Here is a 25,507-nt window from a genome sequence, read left to right on the forward strand (position 1 = left end):
GGCTTAAAAACTAGCACTTAACAGCCCTGTCCTGTCCCTTCAGGAAATTTAGATCGGGCGGCTGATACCGGTAAAAAAGCTGCCCAACGCTCCTATAGTGTAGGCAAGGTTGATAGGCACGACCCGCTAATTGCTGAAGCAAAGTCGACTCTGTTCTATAGTCTCATGCGTCAGAATCAGCCCCGATCCGGACGAAAGAACGGCACTGCGAGTGAGCCGACCCGCTCGTTGAGGGTATAAAGATGGCTTTACGTCGGCTGCTCATTTACGGAGGTTACGCACCGCCAAATCGTCCTCTTCACGTAGGAGTACGTTTAGGATCGTTCTAACTATAAGAGAGGGAGAGTAACTGTAAAATAACCGTCGGATTCGTCGATATGGATTTCCAATGGAGTCGCGTATTGTTGAGCCATCAGTCGGTAGCGGGCCTGAATGTTACTCAACCCAATCTGATTACTTAATACCCGACGGATTGGCTTGCGCTGTAGGTTGTTACGGATCATCAGATGACCGCTGGGCGTCGATTTAATTTCAATGATCAGGGGTCTGCTAACGTGAATAACATTGTGCTTCACCGCGTTTTCCACCAGCATTTGCAGCGAGAGGGGAGGCAGCAGCCGGTTTTTGTCGTTCTCGTTAATGGCTACGTCTACCTGAATGCCTGGCCCGTAGCGGGTCTTGAGCAAATGAAAATACGAATGGATAAAGGTCAGTTCAGTGTCCAGAAGCGTCAATTCACCACCTGAAGCCGAAGCGTCGGACCGCGAAGCGTCGGACCGGGAGCTATCAGGGCTGGCGTCGGCTTCCCGGTTGGTCTGGAGTAAGTAGCGATAAACATTGGCCATTTCGTTGACAAACTCTTCTGCCCGTTCTGGCTCATCGGCAATTAGAGAGGAAAGCGAGTTTAGGGTATTGAACAGAAAGTGCGGGTTGACCTGGTTCTTGAGGCTCTCGTACTGACTTTGCAGATTCACTTTTTTTAACTGCTCTTTTTCGAGGATGTTCTCGCGCCATTTGGTCAGCGAATAAATACTCTCGTAAGCCCCCAGCGAAATCAGATTCACGATTATATTAAACAAGAGAATGCGGCTAACCACCCCTGGTTGGTACACATAATCAAACAGGTGGAACTGCGTGTATAGCCATAAGCCCCCCAGGATGACAAGCAGGGAGATGCTCATGAACGCCAGCAGTAACAGAATGAGTCGAGAGGCTGTTTGCCCCAGACTAGGATACCGGTTGGTGACCCGTCGGGTAACCTGATCGAGCAGCCATTGGCACCCCACACCCAGCGCCAGATTCAGTCCGGTGGCACCCACAAACGTAGACCAGTTACTGAAGTAACGCGGTCCCAGCAACAGGTAGGTTACCAGAGGAATGAACCATGGGAACAGCAATACGATCTGCCACCCAAGTTGTTTCGACGGCCAGTACCAGGGCCTGGCTATGCCAGGTTGCGTTGGGTTATCGGGTAAGATGGGCCTATTAATCGACATCATGCAAATCACACAACTTCATACCTAAAATAAGAAAATTGGCGGCAACTTAGTGGGTACACTCCTTATTTCCCGGTCAATGCTGTTTCAACTGTAAGTTGGATTGTCTGGGATGCCAGAATTCGTGCTGGAATTGGCGTGAGGCCTATCAGGCATTCAGGCACGACTTAGACTTCGGCGAGCAGCGGTAGCGAAACGATAAACTGTGTGGCTGTTTCTTCGGCAACGGGTTTGGGTAAACCCAACAGTCGGTAATTGTCCATCAGTGTCGATAATCCCGTTGAACTGGTCTCTACGCGGATCGTCTTTCGCTGAAGATTATTCCTGATGAGTAACCGATCTCCCTGGGCTTCTACCTGAATAACCAGCGGTCGTGCGGGCGTCATAGCATTATACTTGATGGCGTTGTCGATAAGCGTCTGGAGTGTTAACGGGGGGAGTTGACCCCGCCGACAGTCGGGCGAGATGCAAGGTTCCAGGCGCAGCGAGCTCCCGTAGCGAACACGCAGCAGGTCGGTGTAAATGGCCAGAAAATCCAGCTCCGATTCCAGGGGTACTAAGCTATGGGTATTCGCCTGGAGCATGTACCGATACACCCTGGACAACTGATCGACAAAACGTTCGGCATGGGCAGGGTCTTCGCCAATGAGCGACGAGACGGAGTTTAGGGAGTTAAATAAAAAATGAGGATTGACCCGATCTTTCAACGCATCGTATTGCTGCTGAAGGGCTTCACGTTTCAATTGCTCATTTTCGGTCTGCCGATCATGCCACTGCGAGTACACATAAAACATGCCCAGGGTCAGGCAAAAAATTGGGCTGGCCACGCTGCCGAATAGCCAGAGTGGCACCACGGCTTCCCAGGAAAACCGGACCCCTGTGCCGGGCACCAGGCTAAAGAGCCAGAGGTCGAGGACGGCGGTGGTTGCCATGATGAACCCCACTACTAAGAGCATACTCACAAACCGAACGCCTGCCTGCTGAATGAGGGGAAATTGCCGGATTACCCACCGCACGGCCAGTGTGAACAACGCTACGGTATACCCATACACAAACACGTTCACGATAGTGCCTACCGTGAACGTGATGGGGTCCCGAAAGTACCGTTCGCCCATGATGAAGTAAGCGCCAATGGGAAGCAGTATTGGCATAGATGCCAGATGAAACCACCACTCAATACGGGAAAGCAATACCGGACGATACCGATCAACAAAACGAGTCAATCTATGAAGCGGACTGGACAAAGTCATACCGGATAAAAACCGAAAATAAGCGCTAAATCCGAAAAAACCGCGTGTTTACTACATCGTTCAGAGCATAATTTTCCTGGTGATAGAGGAGCCGTGCATCGGTGTAAACCGCTTTTCTATTCCCGGACCACAACCGTTAATCGGCCACTTACCGGCATGGTTTTATGTTCGCTGACAACGCAGGTTTCTGCATTGTAGCTATGCTTTGTCACTACCCGCCCGCTTAGCTGGAGGATTACCTTTACGGTGCCATTCGCTCGCTCAACCTTAACTACCTGAATAGCTCCTGATTCGGTTTTGGGGCGAGACACGTTGAATAAAAAGATGAGCCGTCTATATTATCTCCTTTGCCTGCACCATCCAGAACATTGATAGAGGTTCCTTCTGTGAGATCAATATCATCTGAAAACGGATGTGCACCTATAGAAAGGCTGTTCAGAAATAAGGATATACTGCCGCTCTTTCCTGTCGAATCGAGTCCCACAGCCGTAACCGTAAGATGCCCATTCATCAAACTCCCACTAGGAGTTACGTTATCGAATGAGTGACCGTTTATAACTAAACTACTCTCGCCAACAACCTTTATTGCCGAGGGGCGATGGATTACCGGGATTAATGGCATCCGTTGGCTTTTGGCAGGCTAGTACACTGCCTAACAGCAAAACGGGTAAAAATTTACTGAGTTTCATGGTTAATGTGAGGTATGTTGAAACAGACCTGAGGTCGTTGTGGGCTATGTGGATCAGTGCCGATTGGTATACCCTACGCACATGCTGTTGTAACGTACGGCTGACTCAGTACCTAAGAAGTCCATTGTGACCGACGGCTGGTAAACAATATCACTGTCGAAGTCCCAGGCATTGCGAACCAGCAGTTGCTCGCCCGTGGGTTTATACACCGCCGTGACTTTGTAGCGTCCCATTGGCACATCCTTAATCGCATCGTTGTAACGCTTCTTTGCCTGTACTTTCAGCACCTTACCCGTTGAGCCGTCGATCAGTGGGCCGACTGGTGTTAACGTAAATTCGATGTTCTCGTTATCCCGAAGGTCATCCGCGTTCAGGTCGCGGGACATTTCCATGGTGCCCCCGTAGTAAAGATCCAGGCTCAGATCAGGAATGTGGCCCGTGAGTTTCCACTGAAAATTACGGACGGCTTTTTCGTTGCTCGTAAAGGGGCTGTCGTCTTCAGGATCAAGGTTGATCTTATAGACCCGGTCATTATATTGTTTCAGTAGGTAACCTTTGGCAATCCATTCGCCCGCGAAGTCGGTCATTTGAACCTTATAGGTGCCATCGGCGGCTGTTTTTACTTCCGGACCATCGCCTGTCAATACAGTATGATCAACAAAGACCGTAGCCTTTGGCAGTGGCTTGCCCTGTGGATCGATCACCTTACCCACTAAATAGCCCGCCTGGCCTGGTGTGCCGGGATCGGTCGGCATAGGTCCGTTGGGATCAACCGGTTTTTTGTCGCAGGCGGTCAGTGCAAATAGGCTACCCAGTAGAAGTAGGGCGGTACCGGTTAATGAGCGGAAGGCTTGTAGATTCTTCATAGCATTTGTTTGTGTTTGTTTACGACACAAAAATGCCTCCTCAGCGTGGCGGATTTCAATGACAACTAGCGCCGATTGGCAGAAACGACGGGTCAATTGTAGAAAAGCGGCACTGGTTTGCGTACCGACTATAGAGGGGTAGCAGGCCTAGCTAACTGCCGTTCAGCCAGCGGGGGGCTTGTATACTACCTGCCATCTTACCACCAGGTACTTCCACGGCTAGTGCTGTTTGAGCAAGGGTAATAAAACGGTGAAATGCCCGTCTTCCTCCTTTATGACAATGTCGGTAGGGGTTAACATCCGGTATTTGGCAATGATGTTGGTTAAGCCAACGCCATTACTGATTGCCCGTATATTTTTAGGCTGAAGATTGTTGCGTACCCGTAACTGGCCAGATGCGGTTGTGCCGATTTCAATCAATAAGGGACGGCTGGCCAGCACAATGTTATGTTTGACGGCATTTTCGACGAGTAGTTGCAAGGTTAACGGGGGGAGCGGACTCGCCAGGTGATCTTCGGGCACCATCATCTGAATGAGAACCCCAGTGCCGTGCCGGGTTTGCAGCAGGTGCGCGTAAGACTCAATGAACGCTAATTCTGTTTCCAGTGAAACTAATTCCTGGTCATTGGCCTGGAGCAGATACCGATACATCTTCGACAACTCGTCGACAAACTGACTGGCCTGCGCTGGCGACTCTTCAATTAGGGCTGAAAGGGCGTTCAATGAGTTAAACAAAAAATGGGAGTTAACCTGACCCTTTAAGGCATTGAAGCGGGTTTGCCACTGAACTTTTATGAGTTCTTCCTTTTCCTGAAAGGTATGTTTCCACTGGCGTAATACGTATCCGCCTTCGTAAATACTGACATACACTACCTGATAAAATAATTGAATGCCTAAAGACATAACGTAGTCGACCAGGCCAAGCCAAAGCGTCTGCCTCGAACCTAGCAGGATATGCAGCCCGAAGCGTGAAAAGACAGCTGCATTTACGAGTAGGGGAGTTAGTACCAACAATAGCCGGAGTCGTTTGGGTGTGCGCTCCAGACCTGGAAACCTGCGTTGTAAATAGCGGGCAATGCCACGGTTCAACTGCCAAAACAAAAATCCCGCGCCCAGGCCGACCGCTGTAGAATGGATGAGTGCAGGCGGACTGGCTTGTAGCCAAAAGGAAAGCCGGAAGAATATATTCCCGAACAAAAACAGGCCAATTGGGCCCAGCCAACGCAGACGGGAGTCGTTGCCAGTTATCATAGCTCAACGCTAGAAAAGACATGCCGATACATCAACAGAATTAGCCCAGCCGCCAGATGTATACTGCGAGATATAAGTAGAAAAAAGACGAACATAACGGGCTCTGTATCAAAGCTTGGATATAAAGCGTAGCAGTCATTATAATCAAGCAATTTCTACTGGTATCGTTACTGATACAGATGAACGATACTAGTAGAAATTAGCAAACGACCTATTTTTACTGATCGTTTTTTGGTCTTTGCCAACAGTTGATGCCCCAATTTCCTAAACTGTTCACTAAAACTGGGGCATCAACTGTTGGTAAGGACCTGCGAAGACTTAGAACGTGATTTTTAATAGGGTTCCGTCTCCCATACTGGTTAAGTAAGCAGTGTGGCTATCAATCAGTTTTAGATCCGTTGGCATGTTCAGCTTCTCGATCAGCAAGTCGCTGCTGGTTCCCTTAGCCCGTAGCAACCGGCCTGTTTTAGGTGTAAAACCTGTTGGACCAAAGATGGCAAATTCAAGCGCCAGGTAGTTACCATTCCCATCGTTCTCAATATCGACCAGACTGTTGAAGGTCTGCTGAAACACGTTGAGTTTTCCTGCCAGGTCCATCTGATAAATGATAGCCTTGCCCGCCGGAAACGGGAATCCCAGCAATGTACTGATGGCAAACTGTTTACCATCATACGTAATTCCCGTTGGTACCGACTCAATAAAAGGCGGTCCCGGTGGTGGACCAGCCGGATTTGGGTTGGCAATGCCTGGCACGGCCGTCACCACACTTAACTGGCCGGTTTTGGATCGGCGAATAATCGCGTTGGCGGCTGCATCGGACATGTAGAGCGCACCATCGGGCCCAAGGGTCATATTATACAGATGGGATTCACCCGTGTCTTCGGTAAAAGCATAGTCGATGACGAACTTCTGAATGTTTTCTGGAGTCAGACTGGCGGCCGGAATCGGGGCATCACCGGTTTTGAACGAGGCCAGATTAAGGGTGTAAAGCCCTTTGGCATTCAATACATACAGCATACCATCGGCCGCCAGCAGGTGATCGGTGGCGTCCAGTTCATTGTCGGGGCGCTTGAAGGAATACAAGCCTGTAATAACCGGATGTACTTTCCCATCGGGTGTGATTTCTGATACGCGGCCATCGTTAATTCCCGTACCCTGTTCGGTAACAAAGACTCGACCACTGGCGTCGGCCTCTACACCGATAGGCGCTACCAGACCCGTAGCCAGGGTACTTATTGTAGGCTGCACGGGTGCGGGAACCCGGTGATCCTGACATCCTGTGAGTAGACTGCCAGCCAGAAAAAAAGAGAGTACAGATCGTTTGTAATGCATAACATGAGTTGTTTAACGGATAATAAGCCACTATTCGTGTCCCCACCAGAGTTGCGAACGGACAGTGGACAATTGCCTTTTGGGCGGATTGTTTTTTTTGAGTTTTAACTTTTTGAACAGGCGTTTCATGGGGTTGACTATGGGTTATACCAGCTCCAGTGCCGCATGCACTTTCGTCAGTCGCTCAGACGGTAATTCCTCTTTGGCCATTTGCAGGAAGGTATCGAATACGGCTACCGGCGCACCTTGTCTAACACCCATTAGCCACTCAACCACTTCTTTGTCATTGATGGAGCGCATCATCCAGCGACTCTCGGCCATCAGGGTCTGTGGCGGAATTGCTTTCAGAATCTCCCCTTCCATTTCCCTGATTTCTGCATCGGTGTAATGCTTCCAGAGCAAATAGATCAGTACATTCTCTTCTTTGTTCATATGGTAGAGATTGAACGCGATGAACTCGCTAAAGGCGAGCAAGATCCGTTGACCAATGGCTTCTCGCTGATTATCCGAACTAACCGTTTTCCATTCCTGAATATGATCAAAAAGCGTCTGGGTAAGGCGGTGATCGATCTCATGATCTTTTTCCAGCTCATCAATGAGTTGTGCGTCGTGCTTGCGGATGTGGGGCAGAATAAACCGATCCTCATGTTCGGCGTGGTCATCGAAAAAGAGGAGTACCTGCGTTAACTGATCAATAACCTCGCTTGCTTCTGATTGTGAAAAATCGGTTTGCTGTAAACGGATGGCTGTATCATACAGCATGCCCCGCAGGCCTTTATGAATTTGATTGAATACGTTGTAACGTTGGTTTTGCATGGTCTTTTTGGCGTTTAAAAGGTGATATAGTTGGTTGATAATCTGACGTCAGTACGATTGAAGATTCAGGTTGCAGAGGTCTCTCGACCTGGTTACTGGTGCACATGTGTTTGCGAAGGCACAGGTTGCAAGGCACAGGAATACGTTTGCTGGCTCGGCACATAAGATGAAGTCGTTTAGTTGGCGGCTGTAAATGGCCACCTGGCTATCGGCAATGAAGGGCTTAAACTAGGAAGCAAAAGCCTTCTGTTGTTCAGGCGCATAGCGCTGGTAACTACCGGGTGCATAGCCAATGGGCAACTGATTCACTTCGTATGAATACAGCTCGTGTACTGTCGTATCCGTTCCGGTTGTGAATTGAACCCGGCAATAATTCAGGTCGGCCTGCGTGGTTGAAAAGAGCCAATTGCGGCCTTGTTGCGCTAGAATGAAGAGGCCATTGTCGTCCCCCAGCGCATTGAAATCCGGTTTTGGTGTCGTTTTGCTAAACTGATCTATCCGGAAACGGCGTTGAATCTCGTAGGTTGTGTAGGCTACATCCTGGGTCGTCAGGCCAATCTCGCTAACCCCCTGAAACAGATCCGAGAAGGTCAGGTTTGGGTTATCCAGATTAAGGTCCGTCCGGGCAATGAACTCCAGGAGATTCCCGCATGTATCGTAGAAATAACAAGCTTTGGCCCGCCAGTCGGGAAAATAGGCAATCGTTTGGCCAGGTGCCTGTGTCGGCAGGTAATCCAGGTCGTAGTAATACATCAGCACATCCAGCGAGTCGCGTGGTACGTTGATGGCAATATGATAGGGTGCCACTGGTTGAGCAACGAGCCGAAAGGTTAGGCGGGTATAACCAACCAGGATGGTAAGTTGGGAGGCTGAACGTGCCAGCAGGGGCAGTCCAAGTTGGCTGACATAAAAAAGACGTACAGCCTCCAGATTAGTCGCGTACAGATCAAGTTCGAGAATTTTCATAAAAAAGAGGGTAATGGAATGGACGATTGATGGATCAACTGTTGTCCTGATTACGTAGCCAAAACTAGTTGGCCCAATTACCAAAACATAGGCAACTGTGTATGAACCGACATAAGGAGTGGATGAACTGCCTATTCGTCATTTGAAGTGTTAGGCCCATTCATGCGTGTAAGCCTATGATTCAGACTTTTAGGCCGACAAACGGATTCTCTGAAGGTTGAGATCGCCGAATTTTCAATCGGTCTGATATTCGTTGTCTCAACGGCGTGAGACAGTGGATGAGCAGGAATTGGATCACTATCAGGAGTTGACTGTTGAGCTATCGTTCGTCGGTTTGTTTTCATCACGCAAAGTTGACGGCAATACCTGGCTAGCTGAACTGTATTTTATCTGAAGAGCTAATTCGGTGTTTTAAACTGACGAATTAGCGCTACGAGTTAATTGCCGCTAGTTCACAGCCGTACTTCCTGTACTTGAATTGTAAGGCGCTGTTAGCGAGCAACTGTCATTCGAAATTCACCCTGAATCAGGGTATGAGGACTTTGACGAATTATTCGTTTATTAGGTCCTTAAAACGGTAATAGGCCAATCTGATTCATAGATTCGTAACCCCTAACCAGTTCCCATGTGAATCGATTACTCTATCGCGCAGCCCTACCACTCGTTCTGTTTTTGTTAGCGTCTGGCACTATCGGATATGCACTGCCGATGGGGCGAATGACTATTCGGGTAGTGGATGATAAAACCGGCAAACCAACCCCGGCTCGAATTCGAATTACACAGGCAGGAAAGCCCGTTCCGGCCATGCCAGCCGAGTTGATAGCCGTTTCCTATGGCTTGTGGGATCATGCGGATGGGTACGCGTTTCAGCCAGATAGCTCTTTTTATGTGGCGGGTAGTTTCACCATGACCTTACGGCCTGGCACCTATACGGTAACCATCTCAAAGGGGAATGAGTATCTCCGGCAGGTGCACCCAATACGGCTAACGTCTGGACAGGTGTACCGGCAAACCTACCGGATAAAATGCTGGATCAATCAGGCTGCCCGTGGCTGGTATTCAGCGGACGGACATGTTCATATTCGTCGCTCACCACGAGACAATGAACCTCTGCTTGATTGGATGCAGGCAGAAGACGTCAACGTCGGTGTCCTGTTGAAAATGGGCGATTTCTGGGAAACCTATTATCCACAATATGCTTTCGGAGAGAAAGGCGTCTATCAGCAGGGGAACTATTTGCTGACCCCAGGTCAGGAAGATCCGCGAACACCTGAACTTGGCCATGCGCTGGGTTTTGGTGCCACAAAGTCCGTTCGCGATGGCCGGAATTATTATTATTACGATCAGGTGTTTGATGAGTTGCACAAACGGGGTGGGCTCACCGGCTATGCTCATCAGGCGGAGTCATTTCATGGGTATCGGGGGCTTACTCTGGATGGGTTGCGGGGTAAAGTTGATGTACTGGAAGTTATTCAGTACTGTGTTTCAGCGCAACCGCTGCACACGGAGCATTATTATCGTCTGTTGGATCTGGGATTTCCACTTACGGCCACCGCAGGTTCTGATTTTCCCTGGTGTGGCCATGACCACGATCATGGGCCGCCTGAACGGAATGCCCAAATTGGTAATGCCCGGTTTTATACCTATATCAACGCTCCCTTTACCCAAACGGCCTGGTTGGCAAGTGTTGCAGCGGGGCACACGGTTGCGACGAGTGGCCCGATCCTGGACTTTAGCGTCAATAAAGCGATACCCGGCGACCATCTGGCAATAAAAAAAGGAGATAAGCTCACCATAACCGCTGAGGCTTATGGCCATTTACAGCAGCTTCCTCTTGAGGTTCTGGAGCTGGTTGCACACGGTCGGGTTCTGGGGCGTGTCACTAAACATGATCCGGGACAGTCTTCCAGCCATCTGGCTATCAAACTGGATGTGAGTGATGTGACGCAGGGTATGTGGATTGCCGCCCGGTGTTATGGTGATTCGACTCAGGCTGCCCACACCACGCCCGTTTACGTGACCGTTGATGGGGGAGGCTTCCACAATCCCAAATCGGTTAACACCTATTTATCGCAGTGTGAACACTACCTGCAGGAACTGGAACAGGAATTGGAAACACACCACGATACGCCTGAATTTCGGGCCTGGTATTATAAAAAGGGGCTTAAAACCCGCATTGAGGAGACCCGGCAAGTACTTGCCGGATTAAGGCGTAGGTTGGCTACCCCGTGAACGCTTCTTAGGGAGGCCGCGTCTTTTACCATAAAAAGAGGGTGCCTGGCCAAAATCAATGGGTCAATTCTGTGGACACGGACTTCTTTCGTTTTACATGACGATAAAATTGATACATACCCCCGCACAGGATCAACCCACCCAAGACCAGAATAAGTACCTGTGGGTGATTCGGTAGCTTTTCGGCCATCTGAACAAGACTGCCTCCCGCTAGCCCCACCAGTAGCGCCCAGAGTAAAGCACCCATAGCATTAAGTCCAATAAACACCAGGCGTGAGTAATCCGCTAACCCGATAGCGGCTGGAATAACACCCCGTAAGCCATAGATAACCCGGAAACCGAGTACCAGGCCGACGCCAAAACGGTTCATCAATCGCTGTACCCGGCTAAATCGCAGCTGCCAGGTTGGGCGCTTCACTAAAAACGTCGCCCCATAGCGGTGGCCAATAAAGAAACAAAGCTGAGCGGCCACAAAGGAAGAAAAAGCCGCTACGCCAATAACAGTCGGAAGGGAAAAATACCCTTGCTGGGCTAAATAAACGCCGATCAACAATACGGCTTCGCTTTCAATCAAGACGCCTACAAATAGCATCGGGTAGCCGTAGGTTAGTATCAACTCCTGGAATGACATGACTAAGCTAGTTGGTATAGACTAATAACTGATTGAGAACTCAATAGTTAGTGGATCATCAGCCTTCTTATCTGCCGGTTTTGTACCCGAGTTAATCTCCTTCAATTTGAGCAAATAGCCTTCGTAGTAGACACGTTGATATACCACCGCTTCATTACCGCTCTCCATTCGATAGGCACACCATCCAACCGATGTTGAAGAAACAAGCTTGTTCAAACCATCAAGGCCTACTGGGCTGCATAGGGTTGATTTTAGGGCCCTGCGAGCGAATACTTCCCGTTACGCGGCTATCAATAAAATGGTAGGCTAAATAGCAGTAGGCCAGAATAACGATAGCCTGGCAAACGGCTTCCAGTGGATCGCTGTCATAGTTGCCTGTTTTCATATCCTGTACCCAATCCAGTAGCAGCCAGCCATAGGCAGCGCAGCCCACAAGGCCAGCCAGAATCAGGCTTAAGTTTAAAAGGGGGTGTTTCATACTAATTCGGGAAAAAGGCCTGAGGTGGGAAAAGCGTAGTTGGGCACTTTAGCCAACCGGTTAGAGAACTGGTTGAGTTTAGCTACTACCTGTTCCAAACGCCTGCGAGAAACCTTGGCTTTATACTCATTAACCAAACAAACTGTTGTTTGCAGGGAGTCATCGAGCGCCACGGCCCGAATGAACGCCGGGTTGATTATCTCTGATTTATGAACCCGTACAAAGCCCGGTAGCTGATCCTCAAACCATTTAAGTGTTAGCGCGGCCAGGATAGGCTTAGGTTGCGTACTGAGGTGTACCCAGGTATAATTGCCGTACCCTTGCAGGCGCACAATGGCTTTTAGGGCTAGGGGTAGGCTCTGGCCGGGCAGCTTGATTGAGCCAGCCGCCCGATTGACAGGATGCTTCATAAAGTTACTAGTTGCTTGACTAATTAGTTAGGTAGTGTTGATGGAACTGGAAAGCCGCTTGTACAGCCGTGACTAACCTCAAACGATTGACCAGTGCATCGTTTGAGTATAAAAATGACTATAGCCTATCTGTAAGGAAAATCGCCTGACAGAGATTGCCCTAGGCAGGAACCACCAACGCGTCGGTTGACGGATGATTTTTCCTGGTAACAGGTTATAAAAGAAGTGAAGTAATCCCTACGACGAGGTGGGGTGATCGTTCAGGCGTTTAAGCCGAAGGAGAGAATAGAGAGTCAGACTAGTAGAAGCCTGAGAAAACGAGCCGCTATGCGCGTGCTGGGGAGAGGAATGCGCCTGGGCGCGTGGCAGGTTGCCAATTGAGTTTAGTGCGAGGGTAGGCTGTCCGGAGAAAGCCAATGGCTGAGAGCTTTTCTGTCGATCCTGGATCGAGGGAGAGGTCTGTCCCAAAGCCAGGGCGGACCTTCTGAAAGCACCACTAAAACGATTCATTCGAGTTGAGTTTATTAATGATAATTATACCTAGTAGTTGTGTGGAAAGAGGTTAACGTCAGAAAAGGTCAAAATCCTTTTCTGGTTGATAAACTGTTAAACGCAACATTCCCTAAAATGTTTATTATGTACTATGTACAGAAAGAAAATGGCACACCTATACGAAATTTATAGTATCACTGACAGCTGTTCGTACGCGCTTCAACGTGTTCAGTACTACATGCAATTCGGTCTGTTTCAGGGTATTTATCCTTAATTAGGCTTGGCAGATGGTTGTATCTTTCCCTGATAAACTCAATCCAACGTTTTTTTGGATTAGTTCTAGTAGGAGCGGACTATCCTTACAACACGATGATCCATAGCGTGATCGAACAAATTCCTTAATTCTCGTTTCTTTAAAAAGTAAAAAGTGTTAAAAAACAGTCAGTATTTGTTAAAAAATATAAATACGCTATAATTATATTGTTGTAGAATTGTATTCTGTTTAAGTGGACTAGCCCGTATTCGCTCTAGCCTAGTTCCTGCTTATAGCAAAGGTTTTGCTACAGCTCTCATTTGTCAGACTCTTATCATTAAACGGCAATTAACAAGTATAGTGGCAGAGCCCTAGTAAGACCTTAGTTTACAATCAAAATAGTGTCTATCGGACACTTTTTGCTAAAATTAAGGTTTAGAGATGAGTACAGAACGGGTTGGGTCGGCGAGACGAGTGAGACGTTGACATGTATAGATTAACGAGTTTTTCAAAGGTCAACCTCCGTAACGTTATAAGCTGCTCTAGCTTTTAAAGTTGATTCCGGGAAGTAAGATCTTGTAAACGTGGTCGTGGTCTCATCAATGTAGTGTTAAGCAACGTTTATGAACACTAAATAGAACGGTATAATTTTTCACTAAAATATAGTTAAGTGAACGCCAAGCCCTCACAAATTCCAGACCAAGCGTTGTGGCAATCCTATCGGCAGGGAGATAAACAGGCATTAGGTCAATTGGCCGAACGCTATTATCGCGTGTTGAAGCACTATGGGCTAAAATTTATGATCGATGGGGTAGTCGTTGAGGATTGTATCCAGGAACTGTTTTTACAGCTTTGGCAGAATCGCTTGCAGATTAATGAGACCGACTCAATCAAACACTACCTGTTAAAGGCGTTAAGACATCATATACTACACTATATACGAACACAACAACGAATCACTTTTCAGGAACTAGACTGGGACACCTCAGTAGCTGAGGATATAGATTCAGAAACATTGATGATTCGGCAGGAGTCGTTAGCTATCTTAACAACGACAATACAGACCCAATTAGCTGTTTTACCAGCTCGCGAACGGGAAGCATTATACCTGCGCTACTACGAAAACTTGTCTGTACCCGAAATTGCCGAGGTCATGAATGTGAACCGGCAATCGGTTTCCAACTTTTTACAGAAGGCACTGCGAAAGTTGCGTGAACGATGGCTTGTACCGTTGGTTTGGGCAATGTGTATGTGTTTCTAATAGCCATACGCTTCGTTGCCAATAGCTTATCCCCTGATTTTAGGCAATTTGTATTTTTTTTCTAAAAAATTACTCTTTTAGGAGGGTATCTGTAGGGCAATACTTCATACTATCAATAAACTAGTAGAAAAGTACCAATGCGCCTTCCTGAAAATCTTATAACCGTTGAGGATTTTTTAGAAAACGACGCCTTTCGGACCTGGGTCATGGAACGGCGTCCGGAAGATCAGCTATACTGGCAGGAATGGTTGGCTCAGAACCCCCATAAAAGAGATATTTATGAACAGGCGGTCGCTACATTCTTAGTTATCCAGGGAAAAAATGTTGACCTGTCAAACCAGCAGATAGTAAATAAGGCCGAAAAAATAATTGAGACTATTTCGGATACACCACCAGTCATGAAGACGCTATTGTACTGGGGGCGTTGGGTTGCTGCGGCAGCAGTAGTTGGTCTGATTCTTTATTGGCAGTTTGATAAACCCATTGCCAGTCAATTTGCACTATCCGATAAAAAAACAGAGCAATCAATAAGGGATGAAAGCTGGAAACTAGTGAAGAACGTAACGGGGCAACCTGTCGTCGTGCTATTGCCAGATAACTCCTCAGTTCTCCTGACAACGGGTAGCCAACTGCGTTTTCGCAAACAGGCAAATCAGCGGGTTCGGGAGGTTTTCCTTCAGGGAGAGGGTTTTTTTGAAGTGACCAAAAATCCGGCGAAACCATTTATCGTCTACACCACCAACCTGACCACTAAAGTACTCGGAACCAGTTTTCAGGTACGTTCTTTTGACAATGAAGCCACTGCCTTTGTTAAAGTAAAGACGGGTAAGGTAACCGTTACGCCCGCTAGCTCTCCCGATAAATCGGTATTACTTACGGTAAACCAGGAGCTTAAGCTAGAAGCTGGTTCTGAACCTATAGTTAAGCATAAAAACTTTTTGCTGGATGGGAATGCATCGGCGATTATCACGGAGTCATTTGCGTTCAACTACACGCCCATTCCTGAAGTACTTGACGAGCTTGCCCAAAGCTACCATATGCCAATTCAATATGACCGGGAATTGCTTGCCAATTGCACATTCACCGGGCAACTCAATGACCAACCATATCTGGAAAAGATCAGACTAATTTGCCTTACCATTGAGTCTACTTTTGAGGTCGTTGATAATCAAATAGTTATCCATAGTCGTGGATGTAAATAAATGTTCAGTTAACCTTTATCAAACCGAATGCCTATGCCATAAATACGCTCCTGTATTTACAAAAAACAGGCGATAGTGCTACCAACACCACCGCCTGCGAAGTACCCAGCTCATGTGCCTCAACAACACAGTACCCCTTTTAGGAGGGGAGAGGGATTTTTTTGCCATTTCCTTTTACAGGAAGAAAAACAAAACACACAAACATATGCATTACCCTTTACTTAACCGCAATGTGTGGGTCAGGATTATGAAAATTTCAAGCCTGCAAATCTTACTTGCACTTACCCTGGCTAATATAAGCTTAGCCTTCGATGGCAGAGCCCAGGAACTCTTGAATCGACGAGTCAGTATCTCCGCCCAAAATGAGGATGTCGAGGTAACGTTCAAGCGAATTGAAAAACTGGCTAATGTGCAATTCTTATTTAGCCGGGAAGTCATTCAGTCGAAACGAAAAATCAACTACCAGGCTAAAAATGAGGAGCTTTCTCAGGTGTTGAGTCATATTCTGACTCCGCTCAATTTGAGTTATGAAGTAGTTGGTCAGCAAATTATCATAAAAAGAGACCTCGCTCCCTCGGCCTTCCCGCAGGACAAAACCTCCGCAGAGATCAAGGTTGACCAGGCGCTGGATAAACAACTAACTGGCCGGGTCACGGCTGAAAACGGCGAGGGGTTACCGGGCGTTAATATTCAGATAAAGGGCACGACGCGTGGTACAACTACGGATGGGAACGGTAATTTTAGACTGGCCATTCCCGACGAAGCTGGCACCGTACTCGTTTTTTCTTTCATTGGCTATACCACGCAGGAGGTAGCCGTTGGGGCTCGCTCGGTCGTTAATACTACGTTAGTTGCCGATGACAAAACCCTTAGTGAAGTTGTGGTTGTGGGCTATGGTACCCAGCGCAAACGGGATGTTACGGGGTCGGTTGTTTCTGTGAATGAGACTACCTTGAAGGAAGTCCCCGCCCCAAACATCGTTAACCAGTTAAAAGGCCGTGCGGCTGGTGTTTCGATTATCAGTAACGGATCTACACCCGGTTCGCAGGGGCAGATCAGAATCCGGGGAAACAGAACCTTAACCACCAGTTCGAGCGGAAGTGATGGGCTGGATGGTCCGTTAGTGGTTGTCGATGGCATACCCTATGGCGGGCTCAATGATATAAACCCGGATGATATCGCTAACCTCGAAATCCTGAAAGATGCCTCCGCTACAGCCATTTACGGGTCGAGAGGCTCAGGGGGCGTTATCCTGATTACTACAAAGCGGGGTAAAATTGGGAAGCCGGTATTCAGCTATGACGGTTATCATGGCGTGACCAACATTATGGGCAAATTCAATGTGATGAATGGCCCGGAATATGCTCAGTTTAAAGACGATGCGACCAAATATAACCGCACCAGTCCTGGCACGACCGCCTATCCGCTTACGCAGAAAGAAAAGGATGCTTTAGCCGCTGGTATTTCAACCGACTGGCAGGATTTACTCTATAAAACCGGCTTCAATACCAACCATCAGTTAAGTATGGTGGGCGGAGTGGAAAATACGCAGTATTCGATGGGCCTGGGGTATTTCAATGAGACCGGTATTATTCCCAGTCAGAAGTTTGAACGCTACACCATCCGAGCCACGATCGACCAACGTATTGGCAAACGGATTAAGGTGGGATTGAACACGCTGAATACCCTTACGTATACCAATACGCCGGGTGGCGGGGGTATTCCGGGCGGTTTGGTGCGTACTACACCCCTGGCAGCGCCGTATAATGCCGACGGTACAGTAAACCTGTTCCCGGCAGAAGGCTCCATTGATGCCGCCGGGGTAAGCCCCTTAACGATCATCACCAAAACCGATTCGTATCTGGGCCGTACCCGTTCGTTACGGACATTCAATAGTATATATGCTGAGGTGAATATTTTGCCTGGCCTGCGGTATCGGATGAATGCGGGGTTGAATTTTAGCCAGTCGAACTACAATGGCTATAACGGCCCACTAACCTATTTTAACTCGGCTACAGTTCAGTCATCTTCCAATGCTGAAATTAGCAATACGGAATACTGGGACATCAACCTTCAGCACCTGTTGTATTATGACAAGACGTTTGGGAAACATAGACTGGGCTTTACCGGGCTGTATGAAATCACGAAAAACCATTCATTGGGCAGCCGATTTACAATAACGGGGGTTCCGGCCGATTACATTAAGACGTCTAATTTCTCACTGGCATCCGGGACACCCGTTGCCAATTCGGACTTTGGTAACTCCTTTTCAGAACTCGGTCTGCTTTCCTATATGGGTCGGGTGAATTATAGCTACAATGATCGCTACCTGTTAACCCTAACGTTGCGTCGCGATGGCTCGTCTACCTTATCGCCCGGTAATCAGTACTTTAACTATCCGGCGATTGGCGCTGGCTGGAACATTATCGAGGAGGGTTTTATGAAAGCAGCCCCTGTCGTATCGAACCTGAAACTGCGGGGTAGCTGGGGATTGTCTGGAAATAGAAACGTAGGTGCTTATTCCACACTGGGAGCCTTATCGGCAGGCTATTACAATTTTGGAACGAGCACCGCCGGTCAGCAGCTCGCCTACACGGTTACCAGTCTGCCAGCTACGGGTCTGGGGTGGCAGTCGACCTCCCAGATCGATCTTGGGATTGACTTTGGCTTCCTGAACAACCGAATTACGGGTTCGGTCGATTGGTATCACCAGCAAACCAAAGATATTCTGTTGTCGGTGCCGCTGCCGCCCAGTAATGGAGCTGGTTCGACCCTGAAAAACCTGGGACGAACGGAAGGCAAAGGACTAGAGACCGCCCTAACAGTCGATATTTTCAGAAATCCGAAAGGCTTCAACTGGAGCGCCGATCTAACGTATTTCTTTAACCGGGAGAAAATCACCCAGCTCACAACCCCAACTGAACTGTCCAATTTAGGGGCAGGCTGGTTTGTGGGACAACCCCTTTCGGTGATTTTCGACTACAAAAAAATTGGTATCTGGCAAACCTCAGATAAAGAGAACGGGACGTTGGCCAAACAAACCTCACCGGTTCAGTTCCCAGGCCAAATTCGGGTGGAAGACGTGAATGGCGACGGGAAGATTGATCCGTCTGACCGGCAGATTCTGGGCAATTTTCAACCCAACTGGGAGGGAGGCATTACGAACCGGTTCAGCTTCAAAAACTTTGATCTGTCTATCGTAACCTTTGCCCGCATGGGAATGAAAGTAATCGTGCCCTACCTAACCGGTAACTCTACGGGTTCGGGCGGGTTTGCATTCTACAATCAGGGCCGGGTAAACCAGGTCAAAACCGATTACTGGACAGAAACAAACCCGACCAATGCCTTCCCAGCGCCCGATGCCGGTAGTGCTGTCGCCTATTTCGGCTCTACCTTAGGCTATTACGACGGTTCGTTCATTAAAGTTAGAAGTATCAATCTGGGCTATACCTTTTCCAGCGCAGCAATCCGGAAAATCGGGATGAGTTCGGCCCGGATTTACTTCAATGCAACCAATCCGCTAATTCTTTACTCGCCATTGGTTAGCCAGAAACTGGCTGTCGATCCGGAAGGAAACAGCTATGCCAGTGGCCAGTCGACCCTGAATCCGCAGGGTGCCAGCGAACGCGGTACGCCAGAGCGTCAGATTTCTGTGAACCTGAACAACCCACCCGTACGACAATTCACGCTGGGGGTAAATCTTAAATTTTAATCATTGACAGACAATGAAGACAATAAAAGTTTGGTCCATACTTGGCCTGGTAGCCTTATTCAACCTGGGCTGCGAAAAAATATTACAGGAGAATCCGCAATCCCAAATTGTCCCTTCCTATTTCAATAGTCCGTCTGGCGTTTTAGGTGGTATTGCTGGTGTTTACAACGACATCCGGGGCCAGTGGGGTACGGAAGGATTCACGGTAGAAATGCAGGCTGGCACCGATGAGTTTCTACAGGGGGCCAGTAGTGGAGGAGTTCCACCCTATACCTATAATGGGCTGAACGGGAGTAACTTCGGTTCGGCCTGGGGTGTCGCTTTTCAGGACATCAACACGTTGAACGGCGTACTTAAATATGGCCAAACGATCGATCTGCCGGAGGCCACCCGCAAGCAGTACCTGGCGCAGGCCAAGTTTTTACGGGCGTTCTGGTACTTTTATCTGGTGCAGACCTGGGGCGATGTGCCGCTCAGTACGGAATTTATAACCACCCCGTCTCAGGCAGCTTCCCGTCAACCAGTGGCTCAGGTGTATGAGTTAATTATCAAGGACCTGACCGAATCAGCCGCTGATTTACCCAACCAGCCCACAGCCCCATTTTTGGGTAAAGCCGCTACCAAACCCGTAGCGCAACTGCTGCTGGCCAAGGCCTATCTGACCCGTGGATGGCTCAACAATACGGCTGCTGATTTTACGCAGGCGGCTTCGATCTGTGCTGACATTATTGCCAATAAATCAACCTACGGCCTCGATCTATGGCAGGATTACGGGGATGCGTTTGTGCCCGCTAACGACTATGGGAAAGAGACCATGTTTGTCAGCGATCACATGCTCGACCCGAAATATGGCTATTATAAGGTAGGCGCTGCCGAAGGTGGTGGAGCTGCCAATAATCTCACCCCCTGGTTTACGAACTGGAATTACCCCAACAATAGCGGTATCAATTCCTTCAAAAGTGCTGCGGGAGCCTATGTAAATAGTGGCACCTCGTTAATGATCCGGGATTCGCAGTATGGACGGCCTTATACCCGTATGCGCCCGAATAGCTACAAATGGCCTTCCGGTACTAATACCGGGAAGAATTACTTCCTGGATCAGGCATTTACCAGGCGGGATGTGGATTCGCGATTTATAAATTCATTCTACACGGTTTATATTTCCAATACGTCTGTTACCAATACGCCTACGGCTGCCAATAATAAACGGGGCATCGGTTATACGACTGTGGTAGGGGCGGATACGGCCGTTTGGTTGCCCGACTTTGAAGTAGAAGGCGCGCCACAGTTCATTGGTACAAGACCCTTTAAAGGGCTTGTTGTACCGCCCAGCTTATGGGACAATGGCATTTTTCCAGCTCTGAAGAAATTCATGGACCCCAGCCGGGGTGCCAATTTCAATGACCCATCGACCCGCCCTGGTGTGCTGTACCGTTTTTCGGATGTGTACCTGACAGGGGCCGAAGCCTACCTGAAAGCAGGTGATGCCACAAAAGCAGCTACGCTACTCAATGTGGTTCGCCAGCGGTCTGCTTACCGCAAAACGAACACGGCGGCTCAAAATGCAGCGGCTGCAACGGCCATGACGATTACTGCCGACGACGTAACGGTAGACTTCATTCTGGATGAGCGAACCCGCGAATTGTTTGGCGAATGGCAACGCTGGCACGATCTGGTTCGTACCCGTTCGCTGGTGCGTCGTGTAAAAGCCTGGAATCCGGAAGCGGCTCCTTATATTCAGGATTTTCATATGCTGAGGCCCATTCCGCAAACGCAGATAGACCGGGTTGTTGATGGACCTAAGTTCCCGCAGAATCCGGGCTATTAAGTACGTAACTGATAATCGAGACCGCTTGGGTGGCCTCGATTATCAGTTTATAGTAAGTCGCAGCTAATGCCTTCTTACTATACTGGTTAACGTAAACGATCGTCCTTAGTCAATGAGATACCTTCTCTTCTTGTTATTACTAACCCTAACAACGGTTAGCTTTTCACAGAACAAATCTGGTTTGAAGCTTTGGTATTCAACGCCCGCCGGGCAAACCTGGGAAAATGCCTTACCCATTGGCAACGGCAGGTTAGGGGCTATGGTCTATGGAAACGTCGGGAAGGAAACCATCCAGCTTAATGAGCATACCCTTTGGTCTGGGAGCCCGAACCGGAACGATAATCCGGCTGCGCTGGCGTCGTTGCCCGAAATCAGGCAGTTGATCTTTGCCAATAAGCAGAAGGAAGCTGAGAATCTTGCCAATAAAACGATCATTACCAAAAAGTCGCACGGACAGATGTTCCAGCCCGTGGGTAGTTTCCACCTGACCTTCGAGGGGCACGAAAACTACACCAAGTATTACCGGGAACTGGACATTGAACGCGCCATTGCCAAAACGATCTACACCATTGAGGGAGTGACCTACACCCGGGAGATACTGGCCTCTTTCCCGGATCAGGTAATAGTGATGCGATTAACCGCCAGTAAACCAGGCCGCCTTACGTTTTCCGCTTCTTTCTCCACACCACAAATTAAACCTGAAGTTAAAACCACGTCCGCTAATGACTTGACCATTGCCGGTACCGCTTCTGATCACGAAGGGGTTAAAGGCATGGTTAGGTTCAAAGGCATTACCCGGATCAAAACGGAGGGCGGGAGTCTTACATCCACTGACACAACCCTTAGTGTAAAAGGAGCGAATGCCGCAACGATCTATATCTCCATTGCCACCAACTTTACCAGGTACAACGACATCAGCGGAGACGAAAATGCACGGGCGACCGCGTACCTGACAAAAGCGTACCCCAAATCATACGCAGTCATTTTAACGCCACACGTTGCGGCTTACCAAAAATACTTCAATCGGGTTAAGCTTGACCTGGGAAGCACAGAAGCCGCGAAACTTCCTACCGACGAACGACTGAAGAATTTCCGTACGGCCAATGACCCGCAGATGGTCACGTTGTACTATCAATACGGTCGGTACCTGCTGATTTCGTCCTCACAACCGAACGGGCAACCCGCCAACTTACAGGGCATCTGGAACAACAGAATGCGGCCCCCCTGGGACAGTAAGTACACCATCAACATCAACGCCCAGATGAACTACTGGCCTGCCGAAAAAACGAACCTGGCCGAACTTCATGAGCCGTTTCTGCGGATGGTGAAAGAGCTGTCGGAGACCGGGCAGGAAACGGCGCGGGTCATGTATAGCGCACGCGGCTGGATGGCCCACCATAACACCGACATCTGGCGGGGAACCGGCGCTATCGACGGGGCTTTCTGGGGCATGTGGATTGCCGGTGGCGGCTGGACCAGTCAACACCTTTGGGACCATTATCTGTACAGTGGCGACAAGACCTATCTGGCAACCATTTACCCAATTCTGAAAGGGGCCGCTACATTCTACGTCGATTTTTTAGTGGAGCATCCCACCTATCACTGGATGGTGGTCAACCCCGGCAGCTCGCCCGAAAATGCACCAAAAGCCCACGGAGGCTCGTCACTGGATGCGGGTACAACCATGGACAATCAGATTGCGTTCGACGTGTTCAGCAGCACAATTCGGGCCGCGCAGATCTTGAAAAAAGATGATGCCTTTGTGGATACATTGACACAAATGCGCAGCAAATTGCCACCCATGCACGTGGGGCAATACGGCCAGTTGCAGGAGTGGCTGGATGATGTCGATGACCCGAACGACCATCACCGGCACGTATCGCATCTGTATGGCTTATTCCCGGCGGTACAGATTTCACCGTACCGGACCCCCGAATTATTCAATGCCGCCCGAACAACCCTGACCCATCGGGGCGATGTATCGACCGGCTGGAGCATGGGCTGGAAAGTAAACTGGTGGGCGCGATTACAGGATGGCAATCATGCCTACACGCTGATTCAGAATCAACTCACTCCGCTTGGCGTCACCAAAGAGGGTGGAGGTACGTACAACAACCTGTTCGATGCCCACCCCCCGTTTCAGATCGATGGTAACTTCGGCTGTACGTCGGGCATTACCGAAATGCTGATGCAAAGTGCCGATGGAGCCGTTCATCTTCTGCCTGCCCTGCCCGACGTTTGGCAAGCTGGTAGCATCAAAGGGCTGCGGGCTATTGGTGGCTTTGAAGTCGTGAATATGGAGTGGAAAGGCGGGAAACTGGCTAAACTTGACATTAAGTCGAACCTGGGCGGAAATCTGCGGATACGGACGCCTAATGCGCTAACAGCCAGCAAAGGGATAGTTCTGAAACCGGCAGCCGGGCAGAACCCGAATCCGTTTTACGTAACCGAGAATACACTGACGCCGATAATATCCACCAAAGCCAACCTGACGGCATCGGCACTGAAAGAGACGATGCTCTATGATATCGAAACCCAGCCGGGCAAGGTGTATACGCTGGTGGGGCAATAGTTTTTTGTCATCCCGAGGTATGACAAAAAAAACGCTGATGAAAACGTGAAAATATAACACTAATGAAAAAACAAATTGTCTCTTTTGCTCTGATTCTGTGCTGTTTAGCCTGGAGTTTCACCCTGTTCGCCCAAACCACACTCGTAAACCCCATTCTGACCGGGTTTTACCCCGACCCAAGCATTGTTAAAGTGGGGGCTGATTATTATTCAGTACATTCTACATTTTCCTATTTCCCCGGCTTGCCGATCATGCACAGCCGCGACCTGAAAAACTGGAAGCAAATCGGAAATGTAATCAATCGCCCGTCGCAAATGGAGTTCATGGGCGAGCGGATGACTCGCGGGCTGTTTGCCCCGGCCATCACGTATTACAAGGGGACGTACTATGTGACTTGCACGGATATTGACCATGATGGAAATTTTGTTGTAACGTCCAAAAATCCTGCGGGCCCTTACAGCAATCCAGTGAAAATTCCGGAGGTAAAAGGCATCGATCCATCCATCTATTTTGATGAAAGTACCGACAAAGCCTACATCATCTACAACAGCGATGCGCCCGACCGTAAACCGCTTTATTCGGGACACCGCACCATCAGAATGTATGCGTTTGATTATCAGAATCTGAAGGTAGTGGGAGAAGAAAAACAGCTGGTGAATGGCGGGGTCGATTTGTCTAAAAAACCCGTTTGGATTGAAGGACCGCATATTTTGAAACATAACGATTGGTACATCCTGTATGCTGCCGAAGGGGGTACGTCCGTCAATCACTCGCAGGTGGCACTGCGCAGCAAAGATATTTGGGGCCCTTATGTACCGTTTGAGGGAAATCCGGTGCTTACCCAAAGAAACTTGCCCGCCGACAGACCCAACCCGATTACGTCGGCCGGACACGCTCAGTTTATTGAAGGTCCCGATGGCAATTGGTATTCGATTTTCCTGGCAGTACGCCCCTACGAAGGCGATTTTTATAATACAGGCCGTGAAATGTTTATTGCTCCCCTAACCTGGGTAAACGATTGGCCAATGATTGAACACGGTGAAAAAGCCATTGAATACAACTACAAAACCAACATCAAAGAAGTAAAACAAAAAGGTGCTTTGCCGCAAAACGGTAACTTTGCGTATACCATGACGTTCGATAAAGGGCTTGATCTGTCGATGCTTTTTTTGAGAACGGTAGATAGCAGTTCGTTTAAAACGTCAAAAGCAACTGGACTGACGCTTACACTCAAACCGGAAACGATTTCAGAAATGGGAAATCCGTCGTTTGTTGGCAAGCGTCAACAGCATTTAACCAGCACCGCCGAAACGGAACTGATTTTCTCGCCCAAATCGGACAATGAAAAAGCGGGTTTGGTGATTTTTCAGGACGAACGCCATTTCTACTTTGTGGCCAAATCAAAAAAAGAAGGGAAAGAGGTTATTCAACTCTTCAAGAGCAAAGACAAGACACTCGAATTGGTTACCGAAGTACCTTTAACGTCGACCGTTACCAAGGTAAATTTCAAAATACAGTCAGAAGGTGCCCTATATAGCTTCTACTATTCGACCGATGGAAAAAACTGGAATTTGTTAAAAGACCAGGTGGACGGTAAGTTTCTAAGCACCAAAGTGGCCAATAGCTTCATTGGCTGCGTGTATGGCCTGTATGCCACTTCATCAGGTGAAAAAACCGAGAATTCGGCCTCATTTACCTTCCTGAAATACAAAGGCGACGACTTGATGTATAAGAAGTAAACATCCCGAGGCTTTTGTCATCCAAGTCTCT

20 protein-coding genes are annotated in these 25,507 nt (G+C 48.7%); 7 read left to right on the forward strand and 13 right to left on the reverse strand.

All coding sequences use genetic code 11. From position 1 onward, the window contains the following. Positions 1-329: 329 nt before the first annotated feature. The 9 genes from EXU85_RS08790 to EXU85_RS08825 all read right to left on the reverse strand — a co-directional run bounded on the left by EXU85_RS08790 (position 330) and on the right by EXU85_RS08825 (position 8,666). Positions 330-1,499 (reverse strand): sensor histidine kinase, encoded by a 1,170-nt coding sequence (locus tag EXU85_RS08790; protein WP_246859473.1) that lies wholly within the window; start codon positions 1,497-1,499, stop codon positions 330-332. Positions 1,500-1,663: 164 nt separating this feature from the next. Next, positions 1,664-2,746 (reverse strand): sensor histidine kinase, encoded by a 1,083-nt coding sequence (locus EXU85_RS08795; protein WP_142771726.1) that lies wholly within the window; start codon positions 2,744-2,746, stop codon positions 1,664-1,666. Between the two features lie 116 nt (positions 2,747-2,862). Next, positions 2,863-3,057 carry a hypothetical protein gene (locus EXU85_RS08800; RefSeq protein WP_142771727.1) on the reverse strand — a complete coding sequence of 65 codons (195 nt, stop codon included), beginning with the start codon at positions 3,055-3,057 and terminating at the stop codon, positions 2,863-2,865. A 252-nt stretch (positions 3,058-3,309) separates the two neighbouring features. Then, positions 3,310-3,435: a hypothetical protein gene (locus EXU85_RS35965; RefSeq protein WP_256366034.1), complete on the reverse strand. Its 126-nt coding sequence runs from the start codon at positions 3,433-3,435 to the stop codon at positions 3,310-3,312. A gap of 53 nt (positions 3,436-3,488) precedes the next feature. Further along, positions 3,489-4,301, reverse strand: coding sequence for a carboxypeptidase-like regulatory domain-containing protein (locus EXU85_RS08805; RefSeq protein ID WP_142771728.1), 813 nt, complete (start codon positions 4,299-4,301; stop codon positions 3,489-3,491). Between the two features lie 219 nt (positions 4,302-4,520). Continuing rightward, entirely contained in the window at positions 4,521-5,552 is a 1,032-nt protein-coding gene (locus tag EXU85_RS08810) for a sensor histidine kinase (protein WP_142771729.1), read from the reverse strand. Between the two features lie 318 nt (positions 5,553-5,870). After that, positions 5,871-6,884: a ScyD/ScyE family protein gene (locus EXU85_RS08815; RefSeq protein ID WP_142771730.1), complete on the reverse strand. Its 1,014-nt coding sequence runs from the start codon at positions 6,882-6,884 to the stop codon at positions 5,871-5,873. A gap of 144 nt (positions 6,885-7,028) precedes the next feature. After that, complete coding sequence (locus tag EXU85_RS08820) at positions 7,029-7,700, reverse strand: hemerythrin domain-containing protein (protein WP_142771731.1); 672 nt, start codon at positions 7,698-7,700, stop codon at positions 7,029-7,031. A 228-nt stretch (positions 7,701-7,928) separates the two neighbouring features. Next, a complete protein-coding gene (locus tag EXU85_RS08825) occupies positions 7,929-8,666 on the reverse strand; it encodes a VOC family protein (RefSeq protein ID WP_142771732.1) in 738 nt (245 codons plus the stop codon). 627 nt (positions 8,667-9,293) lie between these two features. Between EXU85_RS08825 and EXU85_RS08830 the strand changes: the two genes are divergently transcribed. Continuing rightward, positions 9,294-10,898 (forward strand): CehA/McbA family metallohydrolase, encoded by a 1,605-nt coding sequence (locus tag EXU85_RS08830; RefSeq protein ID WP_246859474.1) that lies wholly within the window; start codon positions 9,294-9,296, stop codon positions 10,896-10,898. 55 nt (positions 10,899-10,953) lie between these two features. Here EXU85_RS08830 and EXU85_RS08835 read toward each other — a convergent pair whose 3' ends face one another. The 4 genes from EXU85_RS08835 to EXU85_RS08850 all read right to left on the reverse strand — a co-directional run bounded on the left by EXU85_RS08835 (position 10,954) and on the right by EXU85_RS08850 (position 12,927). Then, entirely contained in the window at positions 10,954-11,529 is a 576-nt protein-coding gene (locus tag EXU85_RS08835) for a DedA family protein (RefSeq protein ID WP_142771733.1), read from the reverse strand. Between the two features lie 220 nt (positions 11,530-11,749). Next, complete coding sequence (locus EXU85_RS08840) at positions 11,750-12,007, reverse strand: hypothetical protein (protein WP_142771734.1); 258 nt, start codon at positions 12,005-12,007, stop codon at positions 11,750-11,752. Continuing rightward, positions 12,004-12,417: a LytTR family DNA-binding domain-containing protein gene (locus EXU85_RS08845; protein WP_142771735.1), complete on the reverse strand. Its 414-nt coding sequence runs from the start codon at positions 12,415-12,417 to the stop codon at positions 12,004-12,006. Before EXU85_RS08845 ends, EXU85_RS08840 begins: the two co-directional genes overlap by 4 nt. Before the next feature lie 237 nt (positions 12,418-12,654). Next, positions 12,655-12,927 carry a hypothetical protein gene (locus tag EXU85_RS08850; RefSeq protein WP_142771736.1) on the reverse strand — a complete coding sequence of 91 codons (273 nt, stop codon included), beginning with the start codon at positions 12,925-12,927 and terminating at the stop codon, positions 12,655-12,657. 905 nt (positions 12,928-13,832) lie between these two features. Between EXU85_RS08850 and EXU85_RS08855 the strand changes: the two genes are divergently transcribed. From EXU85_RS08855 to EXU85_RS08880, 6 genes are all read left to right on the forward strand, one after another. Beyond that, positions 13,833-14,423: an RNA polymerase sigma factor gene (locus tag EXU85_RS08855; RefSeq protein ID WP_246859475.1), complete on the forward strand. Its 591-nt coding sequence runs from the start codon at positions 13,833-13,835 to the stop codon at positions 14,421-14,423. 137 nt (positions 14,424-14,560) lie between these two features. Next, positions 14,561-15,625, forward strand: coding sequence for a FecR family protein (locus EXU85_RS08860; protein WP_142771737.1), 1,065 nt, complete (start codon positions 14,561-14,563; stop codon positions 15,623-15,625). Positions 15,626-15,830: 205 nt separating this feature from the next. Continuing rightward, the gene (locus tag EXU85_RS08865; protein ID WP_246859476.1) at positions 15,831-19,337 is read left to right on the forward strand and encodes a TonB-dependent receptor; all 3,507 of its coding nucleotides are present in this window, start codon (positions 15,831-15,833) and stop codon (positions 19,335-19,337) included. 13 nt (positions 19,338-19,350) lie between these two features. Beyond that, positions 19,351-21,165: a RagB/SusD family nutrient uptake outer membrane protein gene (locus EXU85_RS08870; protein WP_142771738.1), complete on the forward strand. Its 1,815-nt coding sequence runs from the start codon at positions 19,351-19,353 to the stop codon at positions 21,163-21,165. A 112-nt stretch (positions 21,166-21,277) separates the two neighbouring features. Continuing rightward, positions 21,278-23,737 carry a glycoside hydrolase N-terminal domain-containing protein gene (locus EXU85_RS08875; RefSeq protein WP_142771739.1) on the forward strand — a complete coding sequence of 820 codons (2,460 nt, stop codon included), beginning with the start codon at positions 21,278-21,280 and terminating at the stop codon, positions 23,735-23,737. A gap of 62 nt (positions 23,738-23,799) precedes the next feature. Beyond that, a complete protein-coding gene (locus EXU85_RS08880) occupies positions 23,800-25,476 on the forward strand; it encodes a glycoside hydrolase family 43 protein (RefSeq protein WP_142771740.1) in 1,677 nt (558 codons plus the stop codon). Positions 25,477-25,507: the final 31 nt, after the last annotated feature.

Source organism: Spirosoma sp. KCTC 42546, assembly GCF_006965485.1.
GTDB lineage: Bacteria > Bacteroidota > Bacteroidia > Cytophagales > Spirosomataceae > Spirosoma.

Coding starts and splice junctions, on each gene's coding strand:
- EXU85_RS08790 (WP_246859473.1), bottom strand. CDS start 1,499: ATGATGTCGATTAATAGGCCCATCTTACCCGATAACCCAACGCAACCT.
- EXU85_RS08795 (WP_142771726.1), bottom strand. CDS start 2,746: ATGACTTTGTCCAGTCCGCTTCATAGATTGACTCGTTTTGTTGATCGG.
- EXU85_RS35965 (WP_256366034.1), bottom strand. CDS start 3,435: ATGAAACTCAGTAAATTTTTACCCGTTTTGCTGTTAGGCAGTGTACTA.
- EXU85_RS08805 (WP_142771728.1), bottom strand. CDS start 4,301: ATGAAGAATCTACAAGCCTTCCGCTCATTAACCGGTACCGCCCTACTT.
- EXU85_RS08810 (WP_142771729.1), bottom strand. CDS start 5,552: ATGATAACTGGCAACGACTCCCGTCTGCGTTGGCTGGGCCCAATTGGC.
- EXU85_RS08815 (WP_142771730.1), bottom strand. CDS start 6,884: ATGCATTACAAACGATCTGTACTCTCTTTTTTTCTGGCTGGCAGTCTA.
- EXU85_RS08820 (WP_142771731.1), bottom strand. CDS start 7,700: ATGCAAAACCAACGTTACAACGTATTCAATCAAATTCATAAAGGCCTG.
- EXU85_RS08825 (WP_142771732.1), bottom strand. CDS start 8,666: ATGAAAATTCTCGAACTTGATCTGTACGCGACTAATCTGGAGGCTGTA.
- EXU85_RS08835 (WP_142771733.1), bottom strand. CDS start 11,529: ATGTCATTCCAGGAGTTGATACTAACCTACGGCTACCCGATGCTATTT.
- EXU85_RS08840 (WP_142771734.1), bottom strand. CDS start 12,007: ATGAAACACCCCCTTTTAAACTTAAGCCTGATTCTGGCTGGCCTTGTG.
- EXU85_RS08845 (WP_142771735.1), bottom strand. CDS start 12,417: ATGAAGCATCCTGTCAATCGGGCGGCTGGCTCAATCAAGCTGCCCGGC.
- EXU85_RS08850 (WP_142771736.1), bottom strand. CDS start 12,927: ATGAATCGTTTTAGTGGTGCTTTCAGAAGGTCCGCCCTGGCTTTGGGA.
- EXU85_RS08860 (WP_142771737.1), top strand. CDS start 14,561: ATGCGCCTTCCTGAAAATCTTATAACCGTTGAGGATTTTTTAGAAAAC.
- EXU85_RS08865 (WP_246859476.1), top strand. CDS start 15,831: ATGCATTACCCTTTACTTAACCGCAATGTGTGGGTCAGGATTATGAAA.
- EXU85_RS08870 (WP_142771738.1), top strand. CDS start 19,351: ATGAAGACAATAAAAGTTTGGTCCATACTTGGCCTGGTAGCCTTATTC.
- EXU85_RS08875 (WP_142771739.1), top strand. CDS start 21,278: ATGAGATACCTTCTCTTCTTGTTATTACTAACCCTAACAACGGTTAGC.
- EXU85_RS08880 (WP_142771740.1), top strand. CDS start 23,800: ATGAAAAAACAAATTGTCTCTTTTGCTCTGATTCTGTGCTGTTTAGCC.